Origin of the sequence: Vibrio glycogenivorans, from assembly GCF_051660965.1 — a bacterium.
GTDB lineage: Bacteria > Pseudomonadota > Gammaproteobacteria > Enterobacterales > Vibrionaceae > Vibrio.
This window is the reverse complement of record NZ_JBPVIS010000006.1, coordinates 235,600-254,555: the sequence shown is the minus strand read 5'-3', so window position 1 is coordinate 254,555 and position 18,956 is coordinate 235,600. Positions and strand designations below refer to the sequence as shown.

The 18,956-nt window shown below is 45.3% G+C and carries 15 protein-coding genes and 2 CRISPR repeat arrays; of the genes, 6 read left to right on the top strand and 9 right to left on the bottom strand.

Features of this window, described 5'->3' with window-relative positions:
- Window positions 1–402: 402 nt before the first annotated feature.
- From cmr1 to cmr6, 6 genes are read left to right on the top strand one after another with little or no spacing between them, the layout of a single operon-like run.
- Window positions 403–1,653, top strand: coding sequence for a type III-B CRISPR module RAMP protein Cmr1 (gene cmr1 / locus ACSTTG_RS13860; RefSeq protein ID WP_438475241.1), 1,251 nt, complete (start codon window positions 403–405; stop codon window positions 1,651–1,653).
- Entirely contained in the window at window positions 1,650–3,635 is a 1,986-nt protein-coding gene (cas10, locus tag ACSTTG_RS13855) for a type III-B CRISPR-associated protein Cas10/Cmr2 (protein ID WP_438475240.1), read from the top strand. The genes cmr1 and cas10 overlap by 4 nt, the downstream gene beginning before the upstream one ends.
- A 4-nt stretch (window positions 3,636–3,639) precedes the next feature.
- Entirely contained in the window at window positions 3,640–4,815 is a 1,176-nt protein-coding gene (locus tag ACSTTG_RS13850) for a type III-B CRISPR module-associated Cmr3 family protein (RefSeq protein WP_438475239.1), read from the top strand.
- Between the two features lie 18 nt (window positions 4,816–4,833).
- A complete protein-coding gene (cmr4, locus tag ACSTTG_RS13845; protein WP_438475238.1) occupies window positions 4,834–5,712 on the top strand; it encodes a type III-B CRISPR module RAMP protein Cmr4 in 879 nt (292 codons plus the stop codon).
- 3 nt (window positions 5,713–5,715) lie between these two features.
- The gene (gene cmr5 / locus ACSTTG_RS13840; RefSeq protein WP_438475237.1) at window positions 5,716–6,216 is read left to right on the top strand and encodes a type III-B CRISPR module-associated protein Cmr5; all 501 of its coding nucleotides are present in this window, start codon (window positions 5,716–5,718) and stop codon (window positions 6,214–6,216) included.
- Window positions 6,216–7,061 (top strand): type III-B CRISPR module RAMP protein Cmr6, encoded by an 846-nt coding sequence (gene cmr6 / locus ACSTTG_RS13835; protein WP_438475236.1) that lies wholly within the window; start codon window positions 6,216–6,218, stop codon window positions 7,059–7,061. The genes cmr5 and cmr6 overlap by 1 nt, the downstream gene beginning before the upstream one ends.
- 62 nt (window positions 7,062–7,123) lie before the next feature.
- Here the strand turns inward: cmr6 and ACSTTG_RS13830 are convergent, their stop codons facing one another.
- From ACSTTG_RS13830 to cas6, 9 genes are all read right to left on the bottom strand, one after another.
- A complete protein-coding gene (locus ACSTTG_RS13830) occupies window positions 7,124–7,609 on the bottom strand; it encodes a hypothetical protein (RefSeq protein ID WP_438475235.1) in 486 nt (161 codons plus the stop codon).
- Between the two features lie 27 nt (window positions 7,610–7,636).
- Entirely contained in the window at window positions 7,637–8,662 is a 1,026-nt protein-coding gene (locus tag ACSTTG_RS13825) for a nuclease-related domain-containing protein (RefSeq protein WP_438475234.1), read from the bottom strand.
- A gap of 52 nt (window positions 8,663–8,714) precedes the next feature.
- Complete coding sequence (locus ACSTTG_RS13820) at window positions 8,715–10,061, bottom strand: hypothetical protein (RefSeq protein WP_438475233.1); 1,347 nt, start codon at window positions 10,059–10,061, stop codon at window positions 8,715–8,717.
- A gap of 494 nt (window positions 10,062–10,555) precedes the next feature.
- Window positions 10,556–11,776, bottom strand: a complete 1,221-nt coding sequence (gene csm6, locus ACSTTG_RS13815) for a CRISPR-associated ring nuclease Csm6 (protein ID WP_438475232.1) — start codon at window positions 11,774–11,776, stop codon at window positions 10,556–10,558.
- A gap of 337 nt (window positions 11,777–12,113) precedes the next feature.
- Window positions 12,114–12,498: direct repeats of the CRISPR family, unit length 35 nt; unit sequence GTCTTAATCCCTTCTAATCAGGGCATACCTAATAC.
- A 469-nt stretch (window positions 12,499–12,967) separates the two neighbouring features.
- Complete coding sequence (cas2, locus tag ACSTTG_RS13810; protein WP_438475231.1) at window positions 12,968–13,243, bottom strand: CRISPR-associated endonuclease Cas2; 276 nt, start codon at window positions 13,241–13,243, stop codon at window positions 12,968–12,970.
- 3 nt (window positions 13,244–13,246) lie between these two features.
- Window positions 13,247–13,531 (bottom strand): CRISPR-associated endonuclease Cas2, encoded by a 285-nt coding sequence (gene cas2 / locus ACSTTG_RS13805; protein WP_438475230.1) that lies wholly within the window; start codon window positions 13,529–13,531, stop codon window positions 13,247–13,249.
- A 14-nt stretch (window positions 13,532–13,545) separates the two neighbouring features.
- Window positions 13,546–15,621: a CRISPR-associated endonuclease Cas1 gene (cas1, locus tag ACSTTG_RS13800; RefSeq protein ID WP_438475229.1), complete on the bottom strand. Its 2,076-nt coding sequence runs from the start codon at window positions 15,619–15,621 to the stop codon at window positions 13,546–13,548.
- On the bottom strand, window positions 15,618–16,580 hold the full coding sequence (locus tag ACSTTG_RS13795) for a PDDEXK family nuclease (protein WP_438475228.1): 963 nt from the start codon (window positions 16,578–16,580) through the stop codon (window positions 15,618–15,620). The genes cas1 and ACSTTG_RS13795 overlap by 4 nt, the downstream gene beginning before the upstream one ends.
- 227 nt (window positions 16,581–16,807) lie before the next feature.
- Window positions 16,808–17,817: a CRISPR direct-repeat array (repeat unit 36 nt; unit sequence TGTCTTAATCCCTTCTAATCAGGGCACCTTCAATAC).
- A gap of 243 nt (window positions 17,818–18,060) precedes the next feature.
- On the bottom strand, window positions 18,061–18,951 hold the full coding sequence (gene cas6, locus ACSTTG_RS13790; protein ID WP_438475227.1) for a CRISPR system precrRNA processing endoribonuclease RAMP protein Cas6: 891 nt from the start codon (window positions 18,949–18,951) through the stop codon (window positions 18,061–18,063).
- Between the last annotated feature and the right edge of the window lie 5 nt (window positions 18,952–18,956).

Genomic DNA, 18,956 nt, shown 5'->3' with positions numbered 1-18,956 from the left:
TGAAATATGCGTTAGCATCAATATAATCTAGAGCGTCAGTTAGCGTTTCCAAAACAAATTTGTCATATCGCGCATAAGTTCACTCCCTTTGATTCGTTCATTTGTTGTAGATCAAATTTCACTCGCTCTATAGTTACTTTGTTATCTATAGAGCGAATATACTATTTGTATACTTGAAGCTTATTTTGTTGCTTATCAATATTTCTTATTGTTTTCTTTAAGTCGCATTGCTTTAACGTGACCAAGAACTATATGCAAAGAGTTAAATACAACATACTATATTGTTTATCTGCAATTTATACAAATTTGTGATCGGCCAATTAAAGGAATCGTGGTGCTAGGGTCTAAGGAAAAGTTTGCCAAACTATTGCGCGCCTAAATTGAACAGCGGAAAGGATAATTATGTATAGCAAGATCAAGGCTGAGTTTGAAATCATTACCCCCATGTTTATTCGGGATGGTCAGCAAATGGCCTCAGGCGTAAGACCGACTTCAATCAAGGGCGCATTGCGTTTTTGGTGGAGAGCCTTAAGGTGGGATGAGATTATTTCTGGACATAGCAACGACGCTGATGCCTTAGCTCAATTGCGTGAAGAAGAGATATCACTGTTTGGTGGTCCCGCTGACTCTCACGGCGGGGGACAAGGGATTGTCTCGGTTAGGGTCAATAAACAACGCTCGACACACTACAACTGGGGTGTCGTAAAAGCCAATGGCCTAGCTTACCTTCTGGGCATTGGCCTATACAACTATAGCTCCAAGCATCAAGGCGGCCTAGTCACGGAACAATCCCTTGCTCCAGAGAGTGTGTTCTCATTGGATCTGGTTTTAAAAGGCGCATCGGAGCTTCAGCAATCGCAACTTATCGATGCAGTGCGGCTGTTTGGCCTCCTTGGGGGATTAGGGTCGCGCAATAGAAAAGGATTCGGGTCTATCGTGATTAAATCCTTGTCGCTTAATGACCAACCCCTGCACCTGCCTGCAGGTCAAGTCGAGTATATCAATGAGCTCAAACAAATATTTCAAGGCCGCCGTCGCAGTGCGTCACTCGCCCCGTTCACTGCACTTTCCGCCCTGACCGAGTCAGATGTTTCCGTCTCAAACAGTCGTGATTGGCAGGCATGCTTGCAGGAAATTGGCGATAAGCAACAGGTTTATCGTAGTTTCGGCCGACATAATAAAGTCGCTGGTAAGCAGGCCTTACAACTTTTTCACAAAGACCATGATGTTATTTTTGATTTTATAATGAGCAAAAAGTTAGCCAGCCACCCCCAGCGTATTGTGTTTGGCTTACCTCACAATTATTACTTTTCGAGTATTCGCGACAGACGTAACAATAATAAGGTTCAAATCAATGGGGCCGGAAACGACAGTCGCAGAGCCAGCCCACTTTTTATCCATGTGCATAAGTTTACTGATGGCAGCTACGCCGCAGTTCAAACGCTTATTCCTGCTCAATTTTACCCTCTTGATGGCCATCTTACTTATAACCATCTTCAAAAGTCATTAAGCGCCGAGGATATTGATTGGCAAGTGATCCGGGATTATATGCAATTACCACGTTATAAGTCGCCCTCAGGGCATTCTTATCCAGGTTTTGTCCATCGCCTGTCCATTACTGAGAGAAACACAAGCGAGGAGCTTTGCGAATGAACGAACACTATTTCCATCTGACTCTTGGACCGGTTCAAGGCTTCGTTGCACAAGCCAGAAGAAGCCGTGATTACTGGGCGGGCTCGTTTATTTTGTCGTGGCTATCTGGTGTCGCGATTCTGTCTGTGAAACAGTATCGGGGCGATATTCACTTTCCCCAGCCTAATAAACTTTTTATGCAAGCCATGGATGGTCGTCGAGAGCGTCCAGACCACAACCCGTTGCAAGGTGGTATCCCAAATCGCTTTAAGACAAAGCAACTACTTGGCTCGGTTCCGAGCGATTTCAGTGGTGAAAAGGTGGTGGCGGATATTCAAGCGGCATGGAAAGCGCTAGCGCAGTTAGTATGGGAAAATGACCTTGCGCCATTTTTGTCAACACACCCACAATACGACCAAACGCAAATTCAACACATCTGGTCACGCCAGATTGCGGCTATCTGGGATATCAGTTGGGTGCTGGCGGAAGATGATTCACAGACTAACCTGCTCGACCGACGTAAAAACTGGCGATCTCACTACCCGTCAGAAGAGTTTGGCAGCAAATGTATGATGATGGGGTCATGGCAAGAGCTATCAGGGACAGTCAACCCTGCCCAACCTGACTCCAAAACGTTTTGGGCAGAGCTCAGACAGTATCTGGGCCATACAGATCTCAATAAGGGTGAGCAACTGTGCGCTCTCGCCCTAATTAAAAGGCGATTTGCCCATCATTTTCATCGATTAGCGGTCACACTCCAGTCTGGGGTTGAGATTCGAGGTTGGAGTTTCAAGCCGTTAGACAATGATCATAATACGCCGCTGCATGTGCCATCATTGCCCTACTTGGCGGCTGTGCCTTGGCTCAAAAACGTGCTTGATTGTGCTCAGAGTGATCGTGATGTTCAAATGGAGGTTGACCATATTGTGGTCACATCGGAGAGTGCATTTAATGGCCGACCAGCCAGCAATATCCGCTTTGCGTGTTTCGAGAACCATCATCACCCAATCACAAAAATTGATGGCATGACCTTCTTTCCCCATATGCTCACCTCCGAAATGAGCTATCGACTCAATGACGCAGACACCCGAGCTGATAAACGTGAACTTGAGAACTCTTTCCGCCACTTACTTAAATCGGCAGGTATGCAGGCTCCCTCCCCATTTTACGCGCTGTTGATCATGGATGGAGACAGCCTTGGCGCTCAAATGAGTGAAGGATATAAGCAGGAAGGTATCAGTAATGCGTTGAATCAATTTACTCAACAAGTCCAAGAAATCGTAAAACAGCACAATGGATTCTTAATTTATGCTGGTGGAGACGATGTGTTAGCGCTGTTGCCAATGGAGTTTGCTCTGCCCTGCGCTATCGATATCCGAGAAACGTACGAGCGCCTTTTCGACCAAGAGTTAGCCGCATCAACCATATCAGCAGCTATTCAATACGCCCACATCAAATCGCCGTTAATGAAAATCATCGCTGATGCACATCACTTATTAGATGATATTGCCAAAGACCAAACCGGGCGCGACAGTATTGCCATACGAGTCAATAAACCCGGGGGTGTTCATTGCGAGTGGAGTATGCCATGGAAGGTCTTTCTCAAAGACTGTGACCTGCTCTATACCATCGAATCTCTCTCAACGTTGAGTGAGAATAAAGCCACCCATGGATGGTTAAACCGTGTCCACCAATTGATGATTCAACTGACCGATACAACCGGAAAGCTCATCATCGACCCGCCTGCTTTTCGAGCATTGGTTAGGCAAGAGTATTTACACAGTACTTCGGCCCAAAACCTACCAAAGCAAATTGAGGATGCCATCGACAAACTACTGAATATGTGTCGAGTAGTGATTCGACAGCATGAGGTAAAGCCAGACCCCACTGAGCCTAAACGAAGTGTCATCGTCGAACACCACAATTTAATCAGTGTCTCTGAGACGACTTATCAGCCTGACGCTATCAAACTTATTCGTTTTCTTGCTGCAAAGGGAGTATGACCCAATGGCCACAAGCTTTGTTTTTACTCAGCTAGACACTTGGTTTTTCAAGGAATCACGACCGATGGAATCGGTTGGAGGAAGCGAACTTTCCAGTGCCTTTCCCCCCTCTTGCGCCACCTTATCCGGGACGATCCGCTCTCTGATTGGTGAAACCTTAGGTATCGACTGGCAAAAATATCATCGTGGTCAAGAGCAACAACTCAAGTTTAATCTTAATCCAAACGAACTCATCGGTAACGGTGATGACACGGGGAAACTGCGTTTTGAGCATCCCAAGATTGTGGTCAAACACGCCGGAAAGTGGCAAGAGCTCGCCCCAACCCCGGCCGACTTGCTGAAAACCGAGGACAACAAGCTTGTGCGGCTATTAATCGCCAAACAGCCCATTGCCTGTGACTTGGGGCGAGTCAGGTTACCTTGCCTTCCACCGAAGCAGAAACGCGCTAAACCATTGGGTAAATCTTGGCTGCTGCCCAAGGGTTGGCACAACTACAAGATTGGCCACCCCGTTAGCCATAAAGACGTCGTCACACTTGAAGATCTCATTGTTGACGAGCCGCGCCTTGGGATCTCAAGAGATAACCACACTGCGACTAGCGTTGATGGGATGCTCTATCAAACTCGACATGTTCGGGTCAGTCACAGCAGGTTTGAAGATGTGGCGATTAAAATGGTTGTGCATGGGCTTCCTATGGAGCTGGCCTCTGAACTAGGCGAGAGCGAGCAAATTGTTCGCTTTGGTGGTGAGGGGCGAATGGCTTTTGTTTGCGTGTCGTCTCAACCCGATAAAATAGATAACAACCAGATTAACAGCAGTACCTATCAACTCGTCTTTGGCTCACCCGTCTATCTACAATCTGACCTAGGCTGGCTACCTCCCGATGCGTTCAAAATAACGCATGATTCATCGAGCGAATACGACCATGATATTTGGCGCTTTAGCATCAATGGCAAACAAGTGGACCTGCTTTGCCAAATCAGTGATAAGCCCATTCAGGTTGGTGGCTGGGATTTCATCAAGCGTGAGCCCAAACCTCTTCGAGCGTACTTACCTCAGGGAAGCTGCTGGTATCTTAAAAGTGAGCAAAGCCTGGTTCAAAAAGATGTTGAAGCCATTGGTGAGTTGACTCAGTTTGGCTACGGTAACGCGACGCTGTTAGCGTGGAAAGAACAATAAGTGTAAGGATACAAAATAATGTCTAAAATTCAGCACAAACTTGTCGGGTTGATTTCACAAACCTCGATTCATGTCTGCGCATCTTCAAGTGATAACCTGATTGATCTGCCTATTCAACGTGAAGCGCATACCGATTGGCCGGTGATTGCAGGCTCTGGAATGAAGGGCGCTTGGCGCAGTGCCGCGCAAACGAACAGTGATCTCGCAAGCAATGAAGTTATCACGATATTCGGTCCTGATACGCAAAATGCCTCTGATCATGCAGGCGCGGTGATGGTTTCTGACGCACGCTTAGTACTGCTTCCAGTGCGTTCGCTGACCAGCCATTTTAAATGGGTAACCTGCCCCGCTCTGATCAATCGCTACGTAAGAGATCGTCAACGGCTTGGATTTAAGCTTGATAAAGCGCTTGATTTGAAAGTGACCGCACAAAAAGCGCTGGTTGCAACCGACATTGAGTCAGATACGCTGTATCTCGAAGAGTACCGATTCAGCCCAGAATGTGCCGATCTTAGTGCCTTGCTTGACTTACTCGTGGAGCTCGTGGGGGAAGACTACCGTGATGAGTTGCAAGCCAACCTCACCATCATCAGCAACGACCATTTCAACTACTTGTGTCGCGCTGCTATCCCCTTGCAAGCCAGAATTGCCATCAACAGTCAAACCAAAGTCGTTGTTGATGGCGCGTTGTGGTACGAAGAGTCATTGCCACCTGAAACCATCATGTACAACTGCTTAAGCTTTAGCTCAGGCAGAGGGCGGCTCACTATGGCGGCAGAGCAAGTCAGCGACCTTTTCGACAAGCACTTGATCAGCAGCAGAAACTATTTGCAAGTTGGGGGAAACACAACCGTTGGAATGGGTTGGTTCTCCACTCACCCGGTGATGGAGAGATAAGCAATGCCTAGGTATAAAAAACAAGCGAAAAAAACACAAACTGCCCCAAAGCAGGCCGCTGCGCGCGAGGTTCAGCTCAATGCCGAACAAACCAGAGCAAAATATGCACTGAGTGTTATCACTGAACTCACTTCGGGACCCAGTGCGTTATCGAATAGCGCACAAAAAGAGCTCAAAGCCTATGTGCAGGCGCTACCCGCCATGGTGCAGATCAATGGTCTGGGACAAGCAATTGCTTTCTACCGCTCACGCTTTCAAGCCGGTGAAAGTAGCAAAGGTGGGGTGGCTTATCAAAAGCTATACGACTTGCTCTCAGATTGGTTATGCAAAGGACCGTTAGCCGTTTATCCCTCTCATCATGATTTGCTTACTGCCCTGGTTAGCGAAGACATGCACAAGTATCGGATGGCGCAAATTGAGCTACTGGCCTTTTTGGGCTGGGTGCAAAAGTTTGTCCTAGCGTTTGTGGCCGCTGAAAAACCTGAAACGCTTGAGGAGGCATAATGGCCAATCAACTACCTCATTATTTCGGTTGTCAGGACGTACTCAATGATCTGGACTTGACTCATGCCAACACTGGGTTGCTGTTTAATCGCTTTTTCAATCGCTATGATAGCCAATGGCAGATTGATCAAGAGGGCGAAGGCAAAGAGAAGACCAGCAGTAAAGTGAAATTTTTGCAGAGTATACTCAGTGCTGGCGCGCCCCGCTCAGGTCAAAACGCTGTGGGTGATCGAGAAAAATTATCGCGTTTTTATCAAAGGCAGACTCAATTGTCGCAGCAACTTGGCGGAATTAGTCTCAAGTATAAGAGTGAGTGGAACTGGGTGTCGGGTTTAGGCTACGCTCACCCGGTGGAAAATGGACTTAAATGGCATCCAACCCTCGCGGTACCCTTTTTCTCGGGTAGTTCAATCAAAGGTCTACTCAGAGCCTGGATGGAAACTCAGCAACAACCGGATCTTAAAGCCATTCAGCTATGGTTCGGCAGTGAGGACAAGCGTGCCGATAAGTGCAAAAATGAACCGAGTCAGGGGGGATTAATCTTTTTTGATGCGCTTCCAGTCGAGCCGGTGAGTTTAGTGCTTGATGTGATGACACCACATTGCGGCAATTGGTTGTCAGAAGGCGGGCAAAAAAACGCGCCTGCAGACTGGATCAATCCAGTGCCCGTGCCATTTCTATCCTGCGCCCCTGCGGTGCTTCACTTCTCCATTGCACCTGTGCCCGGGCAAGAAGCCGCAATTGATATGTCCAAGGTCGCCAAAGCGCTTTCTGATGCCTTAGATTTTCTTGGTCTCGGTGCCAAAACGTCGAATGGCTATGGGCTATTTACTATAGCCGAATAAACACTAGAGGCAATAGACTCAATATTGCCTCTAACTCAATCTAAAAAAAACGCGCTATCAGTCTATTTTTCCGTTCTGATATCCATCATGTTTCTAATCACCAAACGCTGTCTGGATTCATGCCAATCCACACTTTTCTCAATCAGGTGATAGGATACTCGCTTGCCAATTTCATAGAGCCTATTGCCTTTTTGCGGGCTCGTACAAACATCGAAAATAATATAAATTACTTTTGGTAAATTCGTTATCACTGATAAACAAAACCTAAGTAACCAGTGCCTAGTGTAATAACATAAAAATAGAATACTAAGCGTTAGTATCGGTGATCCAATGAAAAAGCTCAATGTCGATTCAAGCGTACTAGGCTCAGATCCGTAAAAACCACCATAATGTGTTTCAAACCACTTTTTACCAGTGACGTCTTCATTGTACATTGCGTATTCTGCCCTCATTGCGTTCAGATCAATACCGCGACTTGGTTGTTCAAAGTAAGCAATCATTGCTTGTTTGCTAATTTCCGTAGAATCGTTAATATTTACGTTCGACATACATATCCCTTGCAAATACTCTCAACCTTAACCTTTAACAAATGCCTCGACCTGTTTTAATGGTATTTTTGTTGGTTTAGGGTCGCCGGCAGCGTGAAAAAGTACGTAGTTATCTGCGAGAGGTGAAACATCTAGCTTACCCTTTGCCAGCTTGATCTTACCGAGTGACTTGCCTCGTTTTGCAAGCAGCAAGCTCCAAATCCTATTTCGTACCCATCTCAACCTGAACCCTTCCCCACCTTGTTTATCTTTCAGGTCGTAGGGTTGACTTTCTAACACCAACTTTAAAGCATCCCCTGAAATGATGCGGCCGCCGAACAGCTCCACCTCGTCCCAGGTTCTGAGTTTTTCAAGGCATTGCGCGATGCTTTGTTGTTGCGAACTTAACATCTGAGACGTTAGACCAGCATTGATTATCTCTGCATCACGACTCGCCAACACTTCGACAATAGCAGATAGCATCCTTTCGCGAAGACTTGTGGTGCTGTCTCTTAAATACGCATCCAAAGTAGAGCGACAGACAACATCTTCGTCTTGCTGAATGATGGGATCGATACGCAATTTATCATTCATAAAGATCGTCTTGAACGTGAACAATTCGTCAAGGTAAGACGGTAACTCGACATCCTGTGACTCTAGGTATTGTCTGAACGCAGCAAGCTTTTCCTTATTTAGCTCTAGAATATCTCTGTGCTCGATGACTTCTCCGGACCTTTTTGTCTGTTTCCAGCCTCCCTCACACGCATGTAGAATACCACTCCAGTTCTTGACTTCCACTAAGTGAATTCGCGAGTGCGTCAAAATGATCGCATCAATCTCAAACCGTCCTCCGTTTGGGTTCGGTATCCGCTTGCCACTATATATCGTCCCTCGGTTGAAGGTCATCTGTCTTTCAACCATACCTTGGAATAAGTCTTCAGCATCCCTACCGGCTTGTACATGCCCTAGTTCCACTTCTTTTTTTGTTTTTACCAGTTCAAGCCACGGCCCCAGTTCCTGTTTCAGTTTCTGTTCCAGCTTCAGTATCTGTATCAATTTCTGTTTGAGTTTCATTCTTTACCCTTTTCATAAGCGCAACTAAATTAGTGCTTAATCAATTAAAACACTAAATAGCATTAGACTTTAGGAACCGTTTGATAAGGTCATAGGGACTAACCCCTCTAGTCTGGTAGATATCGATTTCAACTTGCTTATCAGCGTTTCGCTTCATGCCGTCTAGATTTGACCTCATATCAATAATAACCCTACCGTTTCTGACCGGGTAATTGGAATCGATCAACGAAACTATGGCAAAGTCATTATTTTTATAATCTAATGCAAAAGGTGTAAACGCACCTTCGATTGTTTGTCTTTCTCTCTGATTAGAACTGTACGCTGAATTCACCGAATCACTAAACGTTGAAGAGGCGTTGCGCTTTAGTTGTTGAAACTCAGAGCTCACTCTAGCCGAAATATAGTGACGTCTAGCCTCATCACTCACCTTTGGTTCTAACCAAGTCTTGTGCTTTTCAATCTCTTTTTTTGTTCTGGTTATCGTAGTTGAGAGCTGCCTCTCATCACCAAATTTGTTCGTGGCTATGATAGTGCGCTTGCTCAGTTCGTTATTAAGTTTTGACAGCTTAGCGCGATTATTTGCTCGTTCAGTGCTTATATCCCAGGCGATATTGACAAAGGGTTCAATCGCTTTAAGTAACTTCTCTATGTCACCATTTTTCTCAATTTCATGGTGAAGTCCAACCGAGCGACATTGCTTATTCTTACCTTCGCCAGCTTCTACTCGCAAGTGTTTTTCATGATACCCGTTTTTACCACAAATGTTTTGCCATGCGCCTCTAGATCGGAGGTATACTACTTGATCCATCCTTCCTGCTTTTCTTATCGGTATTTCATGCTCAACTATGTGGTCATTCGCAAAACGAAGGATTTTGTTAAAATTGTCACTTCTTTTTTTCGTTAAATTTTCATACTCTTTCTCGAGTTGTTTGATTGAATTCCTATACTCAGACAATGAATCTCTAAGTTGTGTCAGGTTTTTTTGTGCTTCCTCGAGTTTTGTAATGCTAGGATTCGCAACGCTGTCATACTCTTGCATTATCTCTGATCGTTTTTTATCCCACTCTTCTTTTGCAAGGTTTAATTGATGGTTATATTTTAATACATAGCCTAACTTAATCTCTCCATCACTGTTATCAAAAGACGAGACATCGAGAACTTCGAAACTCATTTCGTCTCCAACCAAGTCGTAAACTTGGTAAGCATTATAGATATTTTTCATATCTTGCTCTTGAAGATAGTTGACAACGACATCAAAACTAGTTTTGCTCATTCTATTTTCTATGCGAGTGTTCAGACGCGAGTCATTATCAGTAAATACCGCTTGAGATGGTGCTTCTGAACAGCCAGCCATGAATAATGCTGGCACTAGCACAGATAATAAGTGTAACTTCTTCATCGAGAATTGTCCTTTTCTCACTGTTTATCACTATGACTGCCGTATCTCAGGTAGAGTTTTCATTAGTGTCATTACTTCAAAGCACTAATGTTTATAGAGCATATTACCGTTACATATCAATACGCAGAATAATTGCAGTATTATCACCTAATCAAAACGCGATTTGAATACCATGCATCCATTTATATAAAGAACATTACCATTACAGAGCATCCTATTATCTGTCATTCAATCCATAGATAAATATCACTCGATTTTTAATTTTTCCTCCTAGATTTAGCATCTATGTTCACTTCTATGCATCTCACTATGTAAATAATAAATTAAGAGGGACAAATTATTCGTGCCGCTAACTCTACCTCTGGGCATGCATTTATATAGTGAGTTACATTATTATCTCAAAGTCAGAATACTTCTCTCAACACTAAACACTAAACACTAAAAAGCCACTTTGGTTGAGCAAAGTGGCTTGGGATCAGTTCCTTGTTGTGATATTAGCCAAACAGGCATTGCCTTGTTAGCTGAGCATAGGAGTTGACGTACTCTTGCCAGTCAAACTCTTGCTTTATTCCGCTGTATGAATGGTGCAAGCCATTGAGAGTCGGGTCTTCTATAACGATCTCAATTTGCTCTGGAGGTAAATTGATCCCATTGAGGCTAAAGCTGTCAGTTTTCGCCGTCGTGGTGACCTTATATTGATTGGCCAACACCACCGGCAAGCATTTTTTCAACTCTTGAGCAATCTGGTTTTTACGATCGCGAATAAAGTCGATACCAAAGCGCTCAAACTTAACGTCATTATCGATAAAGACCTGATAGAAGAATTGCGCCTCATCCTGCAAGTCTTGATTGACTAGGGCACCGACATTGGTCGCGTATGGGATACCACCGACACAATATTTGGCTCTGACGGCTAACCAACAATAAAACATTTTGTTGACTGGCGTGAGTATCAGCTCTTTTCCATTTAACAGCACTTTGCTGCTTTTACCGTCGACGTGAATGGTGAGCTTAGGCTCTTCCTCAAGTAAGTTCATCAACTCGACAGTCTCGCTATACGTTGATGGCTGCTTTGCATCAATCAGTCGAGTGGGCATTTCTTCACGCATACGAATAAACGGAATATCGGCCAACTCGACCTGCGCGTCGCGAGCATCTAACTTTTCCCCATCGCGATTGGTGTGTGTATCGACGTACGGAGTAGGATAATAAAATTCTGTCAGGGTTTCATAACCCGGCGTAACCAATACGTGGGATAGACTGTCTTGTCTACGGCCAAACAGACTCATGGCATACCCCAAGAAAAAGGTCATGGTTTTGCGCCCACCCGCAAGCGATGCAAACAGAGTATTATTTTGATCACTGGTTAGCTCACGCACTTTCTGGGTAATAAAGTCTGCCAACGCTACCTGATCTTCCTTGGTGCGAGCGTCCTCAACCAAGTTACCCTTGGCATCAGGCACAACATGAATACTTGACTCATCAAACTTAATCGCTGGTATCTGGTAATCGCGCTGAAGCTTTTCAAGCGGTGTCGGCTGATTGTTTTTTGACACGCCCAGAGTCAACCAGGCTTGTTTTTTGCCCTTTTTAGTCGTGATGATCTGAATTTCATCAATCGTTGTGCCCTCTTGATGAAGGGCATAAATTGTTTCGGTTACCACAGCGGGCGACATACCTGTCACCGCGAGCAAAATGTTCTTTTTTCTTTCCATAGCCTTTATCCTCACCATTCAAAACCAGCGTCACAAATTGCCCACAATCGCAGTGGATCTCTCTCACCTAGGTGGTGAGTCATGAGTAGAAACCGAAACTCATTATTGCTCAATTTCACCAGAGCAATAATAACGCCAATGGTGAGGTTTTCAGCGCCGACAAATTTGTTGTCGTTACTTGGCATCTCTTTTTAGTGCCAATAATAATATTCTCGATAGTTTTCTATTGAGGGAGTCAAGCGCATTGTTAGACTGTGAAAGTAGTAGCTACTGCCCCTTCTAATCAGGGCATACCCAATACTAACAACGTACTCGGTAATGAGTTCCGTGTTAATCGGTCTTAATCCCTTCTAATCAGGGCATACCTAATACCAAACAAGGCGTCGCTGAGAGAGTAAGAGAACTGTCTGTCTTAATCCCTTCTAATCAGGGCATACCTAATACGAAATTCTTGCATATAGTCCACTTTTTTTAACGTCTTAATCCCTTCTAATCAGGGCATACCTAATACAAAACTTCTGCTGCCTAAATGAAGTGCGACTAAAAGTCTTAATCCCTTCTAATCAGGGCATACCTAATACAGCCGAGCAGTCGTTCGGCTTCACCTCCTCCTTTGGTCTTAATCCCTTCTAATCAGGGCATACCTAATACACGCAGGTTTAGGCTGGGGCGCTGCTGCGTCGGCATGTCTTAATCCCTTCTAATCAGGGCATACCTAATACCCTACCCTCTAGAGCCCTTTAAAATCAAGGCCTTCAGAGCCTATTTGCTGCAAAAAACGTGACGCAATTCTCATTGGTATTAAGCCTTTTTTTCATCGTTACATTATCTATTCTAAATGCATGTTTTTATTATAAATAACCATTAGTAATACTAAACGTTTTTTTATTCGAGCGCATTCTATTGGATCCCGATTGATAATTTCAAATTCGGCCGTGTTTTTGTGCCCCAGCGATGCCTCATTTTCAACATTATTTATCGGGTAGATGTCGACACAGCACGCTTGAAAGATTTTCAGAACAGGTAAATAGACAGTAAACGCTACGAGCATACAAAACGCTTTAGATGGGGGTCTACGGAAAAACAACATTAAGAAAGTGTGGGGGAAGTCAGCAGACGATTTCGAGGCCAATCTCTTTGACCTTGAATCCGACCAGGTTGCCATATATTTGTGCTAGGTAAAACGCCAAATTATGACACGATTAACCAATCGCAATGCCAAGCAATGGTTCCTTTTCCATCAGCTTTGCGCTGCCCAATATCCTTGCCGCACAGAGGGTAATAGTGAACGCGGTCGCCCGGCTGTAAAAGTTTATCAATTTTCTGTTGTAAGCGAGTAAATTCTCCGCGTCTCAGTCGGATCTCAAACACACTATACTGGATCCGCCAACCATGCTCGAGCAGTGCCCTGACCAAACGGCGGCGAACTCTAGACTGTGAAACATCAAAGCACACCAAGATAAACATCGTTTACCCTACCCACTCATGCGATTGCCAACTGAAAGGAAGCGCCTTGCCATGCAATAGACGCTTACTGACACAATGTTTGCACAATGAAAAATAGTGTAATGCATCGGTCTCTGGGTCGATGTATCGACACAATTGCTGGCGCAATCGAACCAACTGGCTGGGCGTTAGTAAACATTCAAACACGCTGTATTGCACTCGAAGCCCGTAACAGGCAAGCCTTCTTTCAACATATCGGCGTATTTTGTCATCACTGATATCGTAGCAAATCACATATAATGCACGCATTGACTTCCCCTCTATCAACGCAGGCGCAGCGGAGTCAGCGCCCCTTGTTGATGTAAAATCAGCTCACGTAACTCCATAATTTGTATATCCATAAATCGACGCAGATCAGTCCTAATTCTTAGTTGAGGATGAGTGAATGATTGCTGCATCCGCTGCTCAATCGCAGCAATGAAACTCTGCCGAACCGGTTTGCTCATCACGCAGCCATCGCTTGCAACGGTGAAGTCATTGGGGGAAAACTGTTGGCGCAGCACCATACGCAACACAACCTCATCGACAACAAATGGACGCCATTGCTCCATCATGTCGAGGGCCAAACTTGGAAAACCGGTTGCTTGCGTATGTAGATAACCAAACAATGGGCTCAGTCCACGCAACTCAAGCAAGGTCTGAATATTATTGAAAAGCAATTGGTAGCCATAACTTAATAAGGCATTGACCGGATCATTAGGGGGTCGACGGTTTCTTCCCTCAAACCTCCACTGAGTTGCTAGCCATGCTTTCCATTGCTGGAAATAGAAACGCGCGCCCATCCCCTCGTAACCACGAAGTTGTGCGATGTCTTGGCAAAGGCCGCTGTGTGCTCGAGCATCAATGAGACCATTGATCACTGTGTCTTCTGTCGGTAGGCCTTGCTTGTTCCATCGACGCAGCAGTGCTAACTGATGGCTCAATTTTTGTGTGACGATAAATCTTGCGCGTTGAATAATAATCTCGGGCTGATTCCCCTCTTCTACCTGAGCACGCAGTAGCAAAGGGTTCTTAACCTCTAGACTTGATAACATTCCCTGCCTTTGACCCGACTGGCTCAAATAGACTAAGGGGATCGCATGGGCAAGGCAGTGCTTAGTGACGGCCGATGTGGGATGAATGTTACCAAACAGCCAAATCGTATCTAGGCTAGAGGCTGGAAACCGTTGTAACTCCTCACCTCTGAAAGAGACAATCAACTGCCCTCCTCTCAGGGAGAGAACACTCCCTTGGCGTTGAACATACAGCGTTCGTAACTTGGCTATCTGACTTAGTGATTGCTTTATAGGCTCTGTTTTAACGTCGTCAGACTCGAAATCACCCTCAATCAATGCGTTTAATTGCTGGTAGTGTGGAGATAAAGGCTCGTGCACATGCTCTAACTCGGGTTGCGCGGTTATATCGGCCTCATTGTCCTGCTCTGTGAGTGACTGCGTGGGATATTGGTAATAACATTGCTCGGTGTGTTCGCTTGAGGCTAAGGTCAATTGATCAATAAACTGAGCGCCGAGAAAGACAAAACCATCAGAAAAGTGCCGGATACCACTCTTGCTAGGATTTAACTCAAGCTCTAATTTCGCCAGTACCCTTTCCACTTGTGCAAGGGCGCTGTGCGCCTCCTGTTCAGTCTGACAATGCACCACAAAATCATCCGCATATCTCACCAGCGCAAATTTATGCATTTGCATCGTATGATCAAGCTCATGCAAGTAGAGGTTAGCCAAAACCGGTGATAAACCTGATCCTTGGGGTATGCCTTTGCCTATTTCCCGCCCATAAGCAAGTTGCCCCTGTGTATCACACTGCGCTAGCGTGATTGCTCTCTCAATCCACTGGCACAGTTGCGAATCGCCCAGTGTTACTGATAGTTTCTCGAATAAAATCCGATGAGAGACACTATCGAAATACTGTTTAATATCAGCATCTACTACCCACTGAAATCCGCTGTCGCGCAGAAACTCAACGCGTTTTATTGCGTCTATGTAACTTCTGTGTTTTCGATAAGCAAAACTTGAGCTTAGAAAAATCGCGTCAAGTTTTGGGGTGATTTGCTGGGCTAACCAAGTGTGTACCACTCGATCCCTTACGGTGGGGACCGCGATACGCCGGGATTGGCCGTTTGATTTGGGAATATCATAGGTTTTAAAAGCTTGCGGGGTCCATGCGTCCCTCTCCAGTTCTAGCTTGAGTTGAGAAAGATAACGCTGCTTGCCCTGCTCGAAACACTCAATCGTCACACCATCGACACCGGCCGCCCCCTTATTTTCTTTGACTTTTAGAAACGCCATCTCAAGCGCTTGAGTGTCAACACAGGGTGAAGGGCTGATGATGTCATTCATACTGCATAAGTCTCCATGTCAATAATGTCATCATGATCAATCTGCTTAGAGCTTTGATTGTCCAGAGACTCCAGCCAATGCTCCAGTCTGGAGAAAGTGATTACCTGACACCCATGTAGTTGCGAAAACTCATCCATTGCGGATGTGTAAGTGCCAGGTGAAATCACGACACATTGGCGAACGGGAATACTGAGTTTATTCGCCATCGAGAGCATCTGTGTGGCTTTTTTCTGCCAAGCACCAATGGTGACTTCAATTACAAACACCTGCTTGTGGAAGCTAAGAATAAAATCCATCTCACGCTGCTGGCCTTGCGCCGTTCTTACCACGATGTTTTTGGTCCAGCACATTTCCTTATATCTCTCACACAAGGCCGCCAGTTGCATATCCACCGCCTGTTCAAACCATCGACCATTAAAAAAGCTCTTGGTCACAGGCAATCCGTTACTTCTTAGATTCAAGCGACACACAGGGCTTTTTTTGTAACTCCGTTGCTGCAAAAAACCGGCTTCGTTTAATGCATGACTCAATGCGCAGCAACTGGCGATAGTCTCTACTGAGTGATTGCGTAAATCCATAACAATGTTGCGATTGCCATCTGACATCCGATTAAGAAGTGCGACCATTTCATGGCAATCTGCAAACTGCTTTGCCAACAATAAGGCAATTTTTCGTGAGCTGTTGGTCTCACCTTTCGCAGGGTTAAAGTGATCAAATCCCAACTGATATTTTTGAAACCACTGCGCAATTCTCTCTGGAAAGTCGTGCGTTTCACTGTTGGTATCGGATGTTATGACCGGCTTTGCAATAACCGTGTCAGTGACTGGTTCGGGAATAATGCTGTGCTTAGGTTCGTTCGCCAGCTGTATAGTTGATTGGCTAGAGAATTCACTCAGTGCTTGACTAAGGTTGTTGATCGCAATGGTTAATTGACGTAACGCGGTAGTTAGCTTTTCCATAGACGCCCCCGAAATGATTTATCATCCGATTGTGTAACTATTGTAAAAAGCTTTATGAGCTAAAAGGGGGAAGACAAATTTGTAGAGCAAAATCTGGCTTATTAGGGAAGAAATCGCTCGGTAGGCAAATAAGATTTAGCATTTGGCAACAACGTTGTTTGATTTATGCCCATCCAATTTGGGCATTATCAATACGTAATACAGCAAGTGGCGGGAAAGGGACATCGTTGATTTATCCCTTCTAATCAGGGCACCTTCAATACAACAAATTGCAAATGATGACTTTTGGGATGAGATGTCTTAATCCCTTCTAATCAGGGCACCTTCAATACCTACTTCTGGCTATGATAGCCGTACTCTCGTAGTGTCTTAATCCCTTCTAATCAGGGCACCTTCAATACCCTATGGGCAGTTATCAACAGCACGGACCTCGTGTCTTAATCCCTTCTAATCAGGGCACCTTCAATACAGAAGTTCACCTACTGGATCTACCTACACTCCCTTGTCTTAATCCCTTCTAATCAGGGCACCTTCAATACCTGGACTGTCGCTTTTCTGACCTTCGACTATCTGTCTTAATCCCTTCTAATCAGGGCACCTTCAATACTCCAGATGGAAGAATCCATGGGTCGATAGTTACTCTGTCTTAATCCCTTCTAATCAGGGCACCTTCAATACCAAGAAATTTATGAGATGAACAGACAGGTACAATGTGTCTTAATCCCTTCTAATCAGGGCACCTTCAATACTTGGAGGAAGGGCAGGAACCGGTGTTGTTTCTTATGTCTTAATCCCTTCTAATCAGGGCACCTTCAATACGCCTGAGGCGCTAGAAGAAGAAAAAAGAAAAATCCGTCTTAATCCCTTCTAATCAGGGCACCTTCAATACCACTAGCTAACGCGAGATGGTCGCTTGACCACTGTCTTAATCCCTTCTAATCAGGGCACCTTCAATACATATACACCGACGATGAAATGGGACGTGAAAACTGTCTTAATCCCTTCTAATCAGGGCACCTTCAATACGCTACCGGTTCAATCGGTGGACGCGACTGGAGAGGTGGTCTTAATCCCTTCTAATCAGGGCACCTTCAATACTTGGAGGAGGGCAAGACCCCAGTGTTATTCCTCAGTCTTAATCCCTTCTAATCAGGGCACCTTCAATACTTAGTTTTGGGTGCCTTTGCGGGCGTGAGTAATATGTCTTAATCCCTTCTAATCAGGGCACCTTCAATACTCTACCCTCTGCAGCCCTTTAAAATCAAGGCCTCCAGAGGCAAGTTGCTGCAAAAAACCTGACATCTATCACACTAATTTACCCACGTTATTACAGTGTTGCATTTTTCAATTTAAAGCATTGAAATATATATAAATAACCAAAGTGAATAGATAAGGGCTGTTTATTCGAGCGCATTATATGACCAGCATCGTTCACCTCATAGAGCTAGACCATAAAACTAACTCATTCATGCTTGTTTGCTTATATGCTCGCGATTAACTGATACTTACCCAAGCCAAATGTGGTCTTGCCACCCAACTGAAGTAACTCCCCCACTTTTAATACATCGATCACTGGGGCTAAGTCTCCATAAAAACTCACTAGCCCCTTCAGCCCGCCGAGAGGCAAGGTTTTCTCGTGGCGTGCTGAATAGCGTTGCCAGTCCTCAAAATAGCAGTGCGACTGGGTATCAACGGGAGATCTAACCACAGAATAAACCTGAGTGTACAGGGCATCGAACAAGCCTGCATTGTCAATCGCCCAATAACGACTGAGCTGGGTTAAACGCCTGAGGGTATGATTTAGCCAAAACTCCAACTCGGGTGCTGTGTTTGTGATAATGCGGTTCTGGTGCTTTATCCGCACAGGAGTGAGCAGGTGCAAAGCAACCTCCTGCTCTGCGGCTTGCCTTGGCATACTCAGCCAATCTGCTAAGTATGTGACTCTTATTCCAGGCGTCAGGCCCAAAGGCTGCAATGAGCCAACACACAGCAATTGATAAGACACTCTGCGCTCACCAATACCGATTTCAGGGTGATCACCGGCTTGTTGCAGCGCCGCAACAACCACATTAGCCAACTGGCAGGCGTCACCGAACAAACTCAGCTCACAGCTGAGCAGTTCACCTTGACCCCACTCGATTTTATGGTCTCCGTCGGGTGCCAGTGCGTAAGGTTTAGGTTGCTGCTGATGGTGAGCACCAAATAACACATGATAAGCCTGTGCATCATAGGCTCTTAGGGCATGGCCAAGCAGTCCATGCCACATCGCGCCCTTAAACGCCGGCAGTCTGGTGGGCGCATCAAGCTTCAAGGTGAGCTGCAACTTAAGCAGAGAGAAAGACTCGGCAATCGGGATCAAAGCATCTAACATAGGCG

Coding starts and splice junctions, on each gene's coding strand:
- cmr1 (WP_438475241.1), top strand. CDS start 403: ATGTATAGCAAGATCAAGGCTGAGTTTGAAATCATTACCCCCATGTTT.
- cas10 (WP_438475240.1), top strand. CDS start 1,650: ATGAACGAACACTATTTCCATCTGACTCTTGGACCGGTTCAAGGCTTC.
- ACSTTG_RS13850 (WP_438475239.1), top strand. CDS start 3,640: ATGGCCACAAGCTTTGTTTTTACTCAGCTAGACACTTGGTTTTTCAAG.
- cmr4 (WP_438475238.1), top strand. CDS start 4,834: ATGTCTAAAATTCAGCACAAACTTGTCGGGTTGATTTCACAAACCTCG.
- cmr5 (WP_438475237.1), top strand. CDS start 5,716: ATGCCTAGGTATAAAAAACAAGCGAAAAAAACACAAACTGCCCCAAAG.
- cmr6 (WP_438475236.1), top strand. CDS start 6,216: ATGGCCAATCAACTACCTCATTATTTCGGTTGTCAGGACGTACTCAAT.
- ACSTTG_RS13830 (WP_438475235.1), bottom strand. CDS start 7,609: ATGTCGAACGTAAATATTAACGATTCTACGGAAATTAGCAAACAAGCA.
- ACSTTG_RS13825 (WP_438475234.1), bottom strand. CDS start 8,662: ATGAAACTCAAACAGAAATTGATACAGATACTGAAGCTGGAACAGAAA.
- ACSTTG_RS13820 (WP_438475233.1), bottom strand. CDS start 10,061: ATGAAGAAGTTACACTTATTATCTGTGCTAGTGCCAGCATTATTCATG.
- csm6 (WP_438475232.1), bottom strand. CDS start 11,776: ATGGAAAGAAAAAAGAACATTTTGCTCGCGGTGACAGGTATGTCGCCC.
- cas2 (WP_438475231.1), bottom strand. CDS start 13,243: ATGTTTATCTTGGTGTGCTTTGATGTTTCACAGTCTAGAGTTCGCCGC.
- cas2 (WP_438475230.1), bottom strand. CDS start 13,531: ATGCGTGCATTATATGTGATTTGCTACGATATCAGTGATGACAAAATA.
- cas1 (WP_438475229.1), bottom strand. CDS start 15,621: ATGAATGACATCATCAGCCCTTCACCCTGTGTTGACACTCAAGCGCTT.
- ACSTTG_RS13795 (WP_438475228.1), bottom strand. CDS start 16,580: ATGGAAAAGCTAACTACCGCGTTACGTCAATTAACCATTGCGATCAAC.
- cas6 (WP_438475227.1), bottom strand. CDS start 18,951: ATGTTAGATGCTTTGATCCCGATTGCCGAGTCTTTCTCTCTGCTTAAG.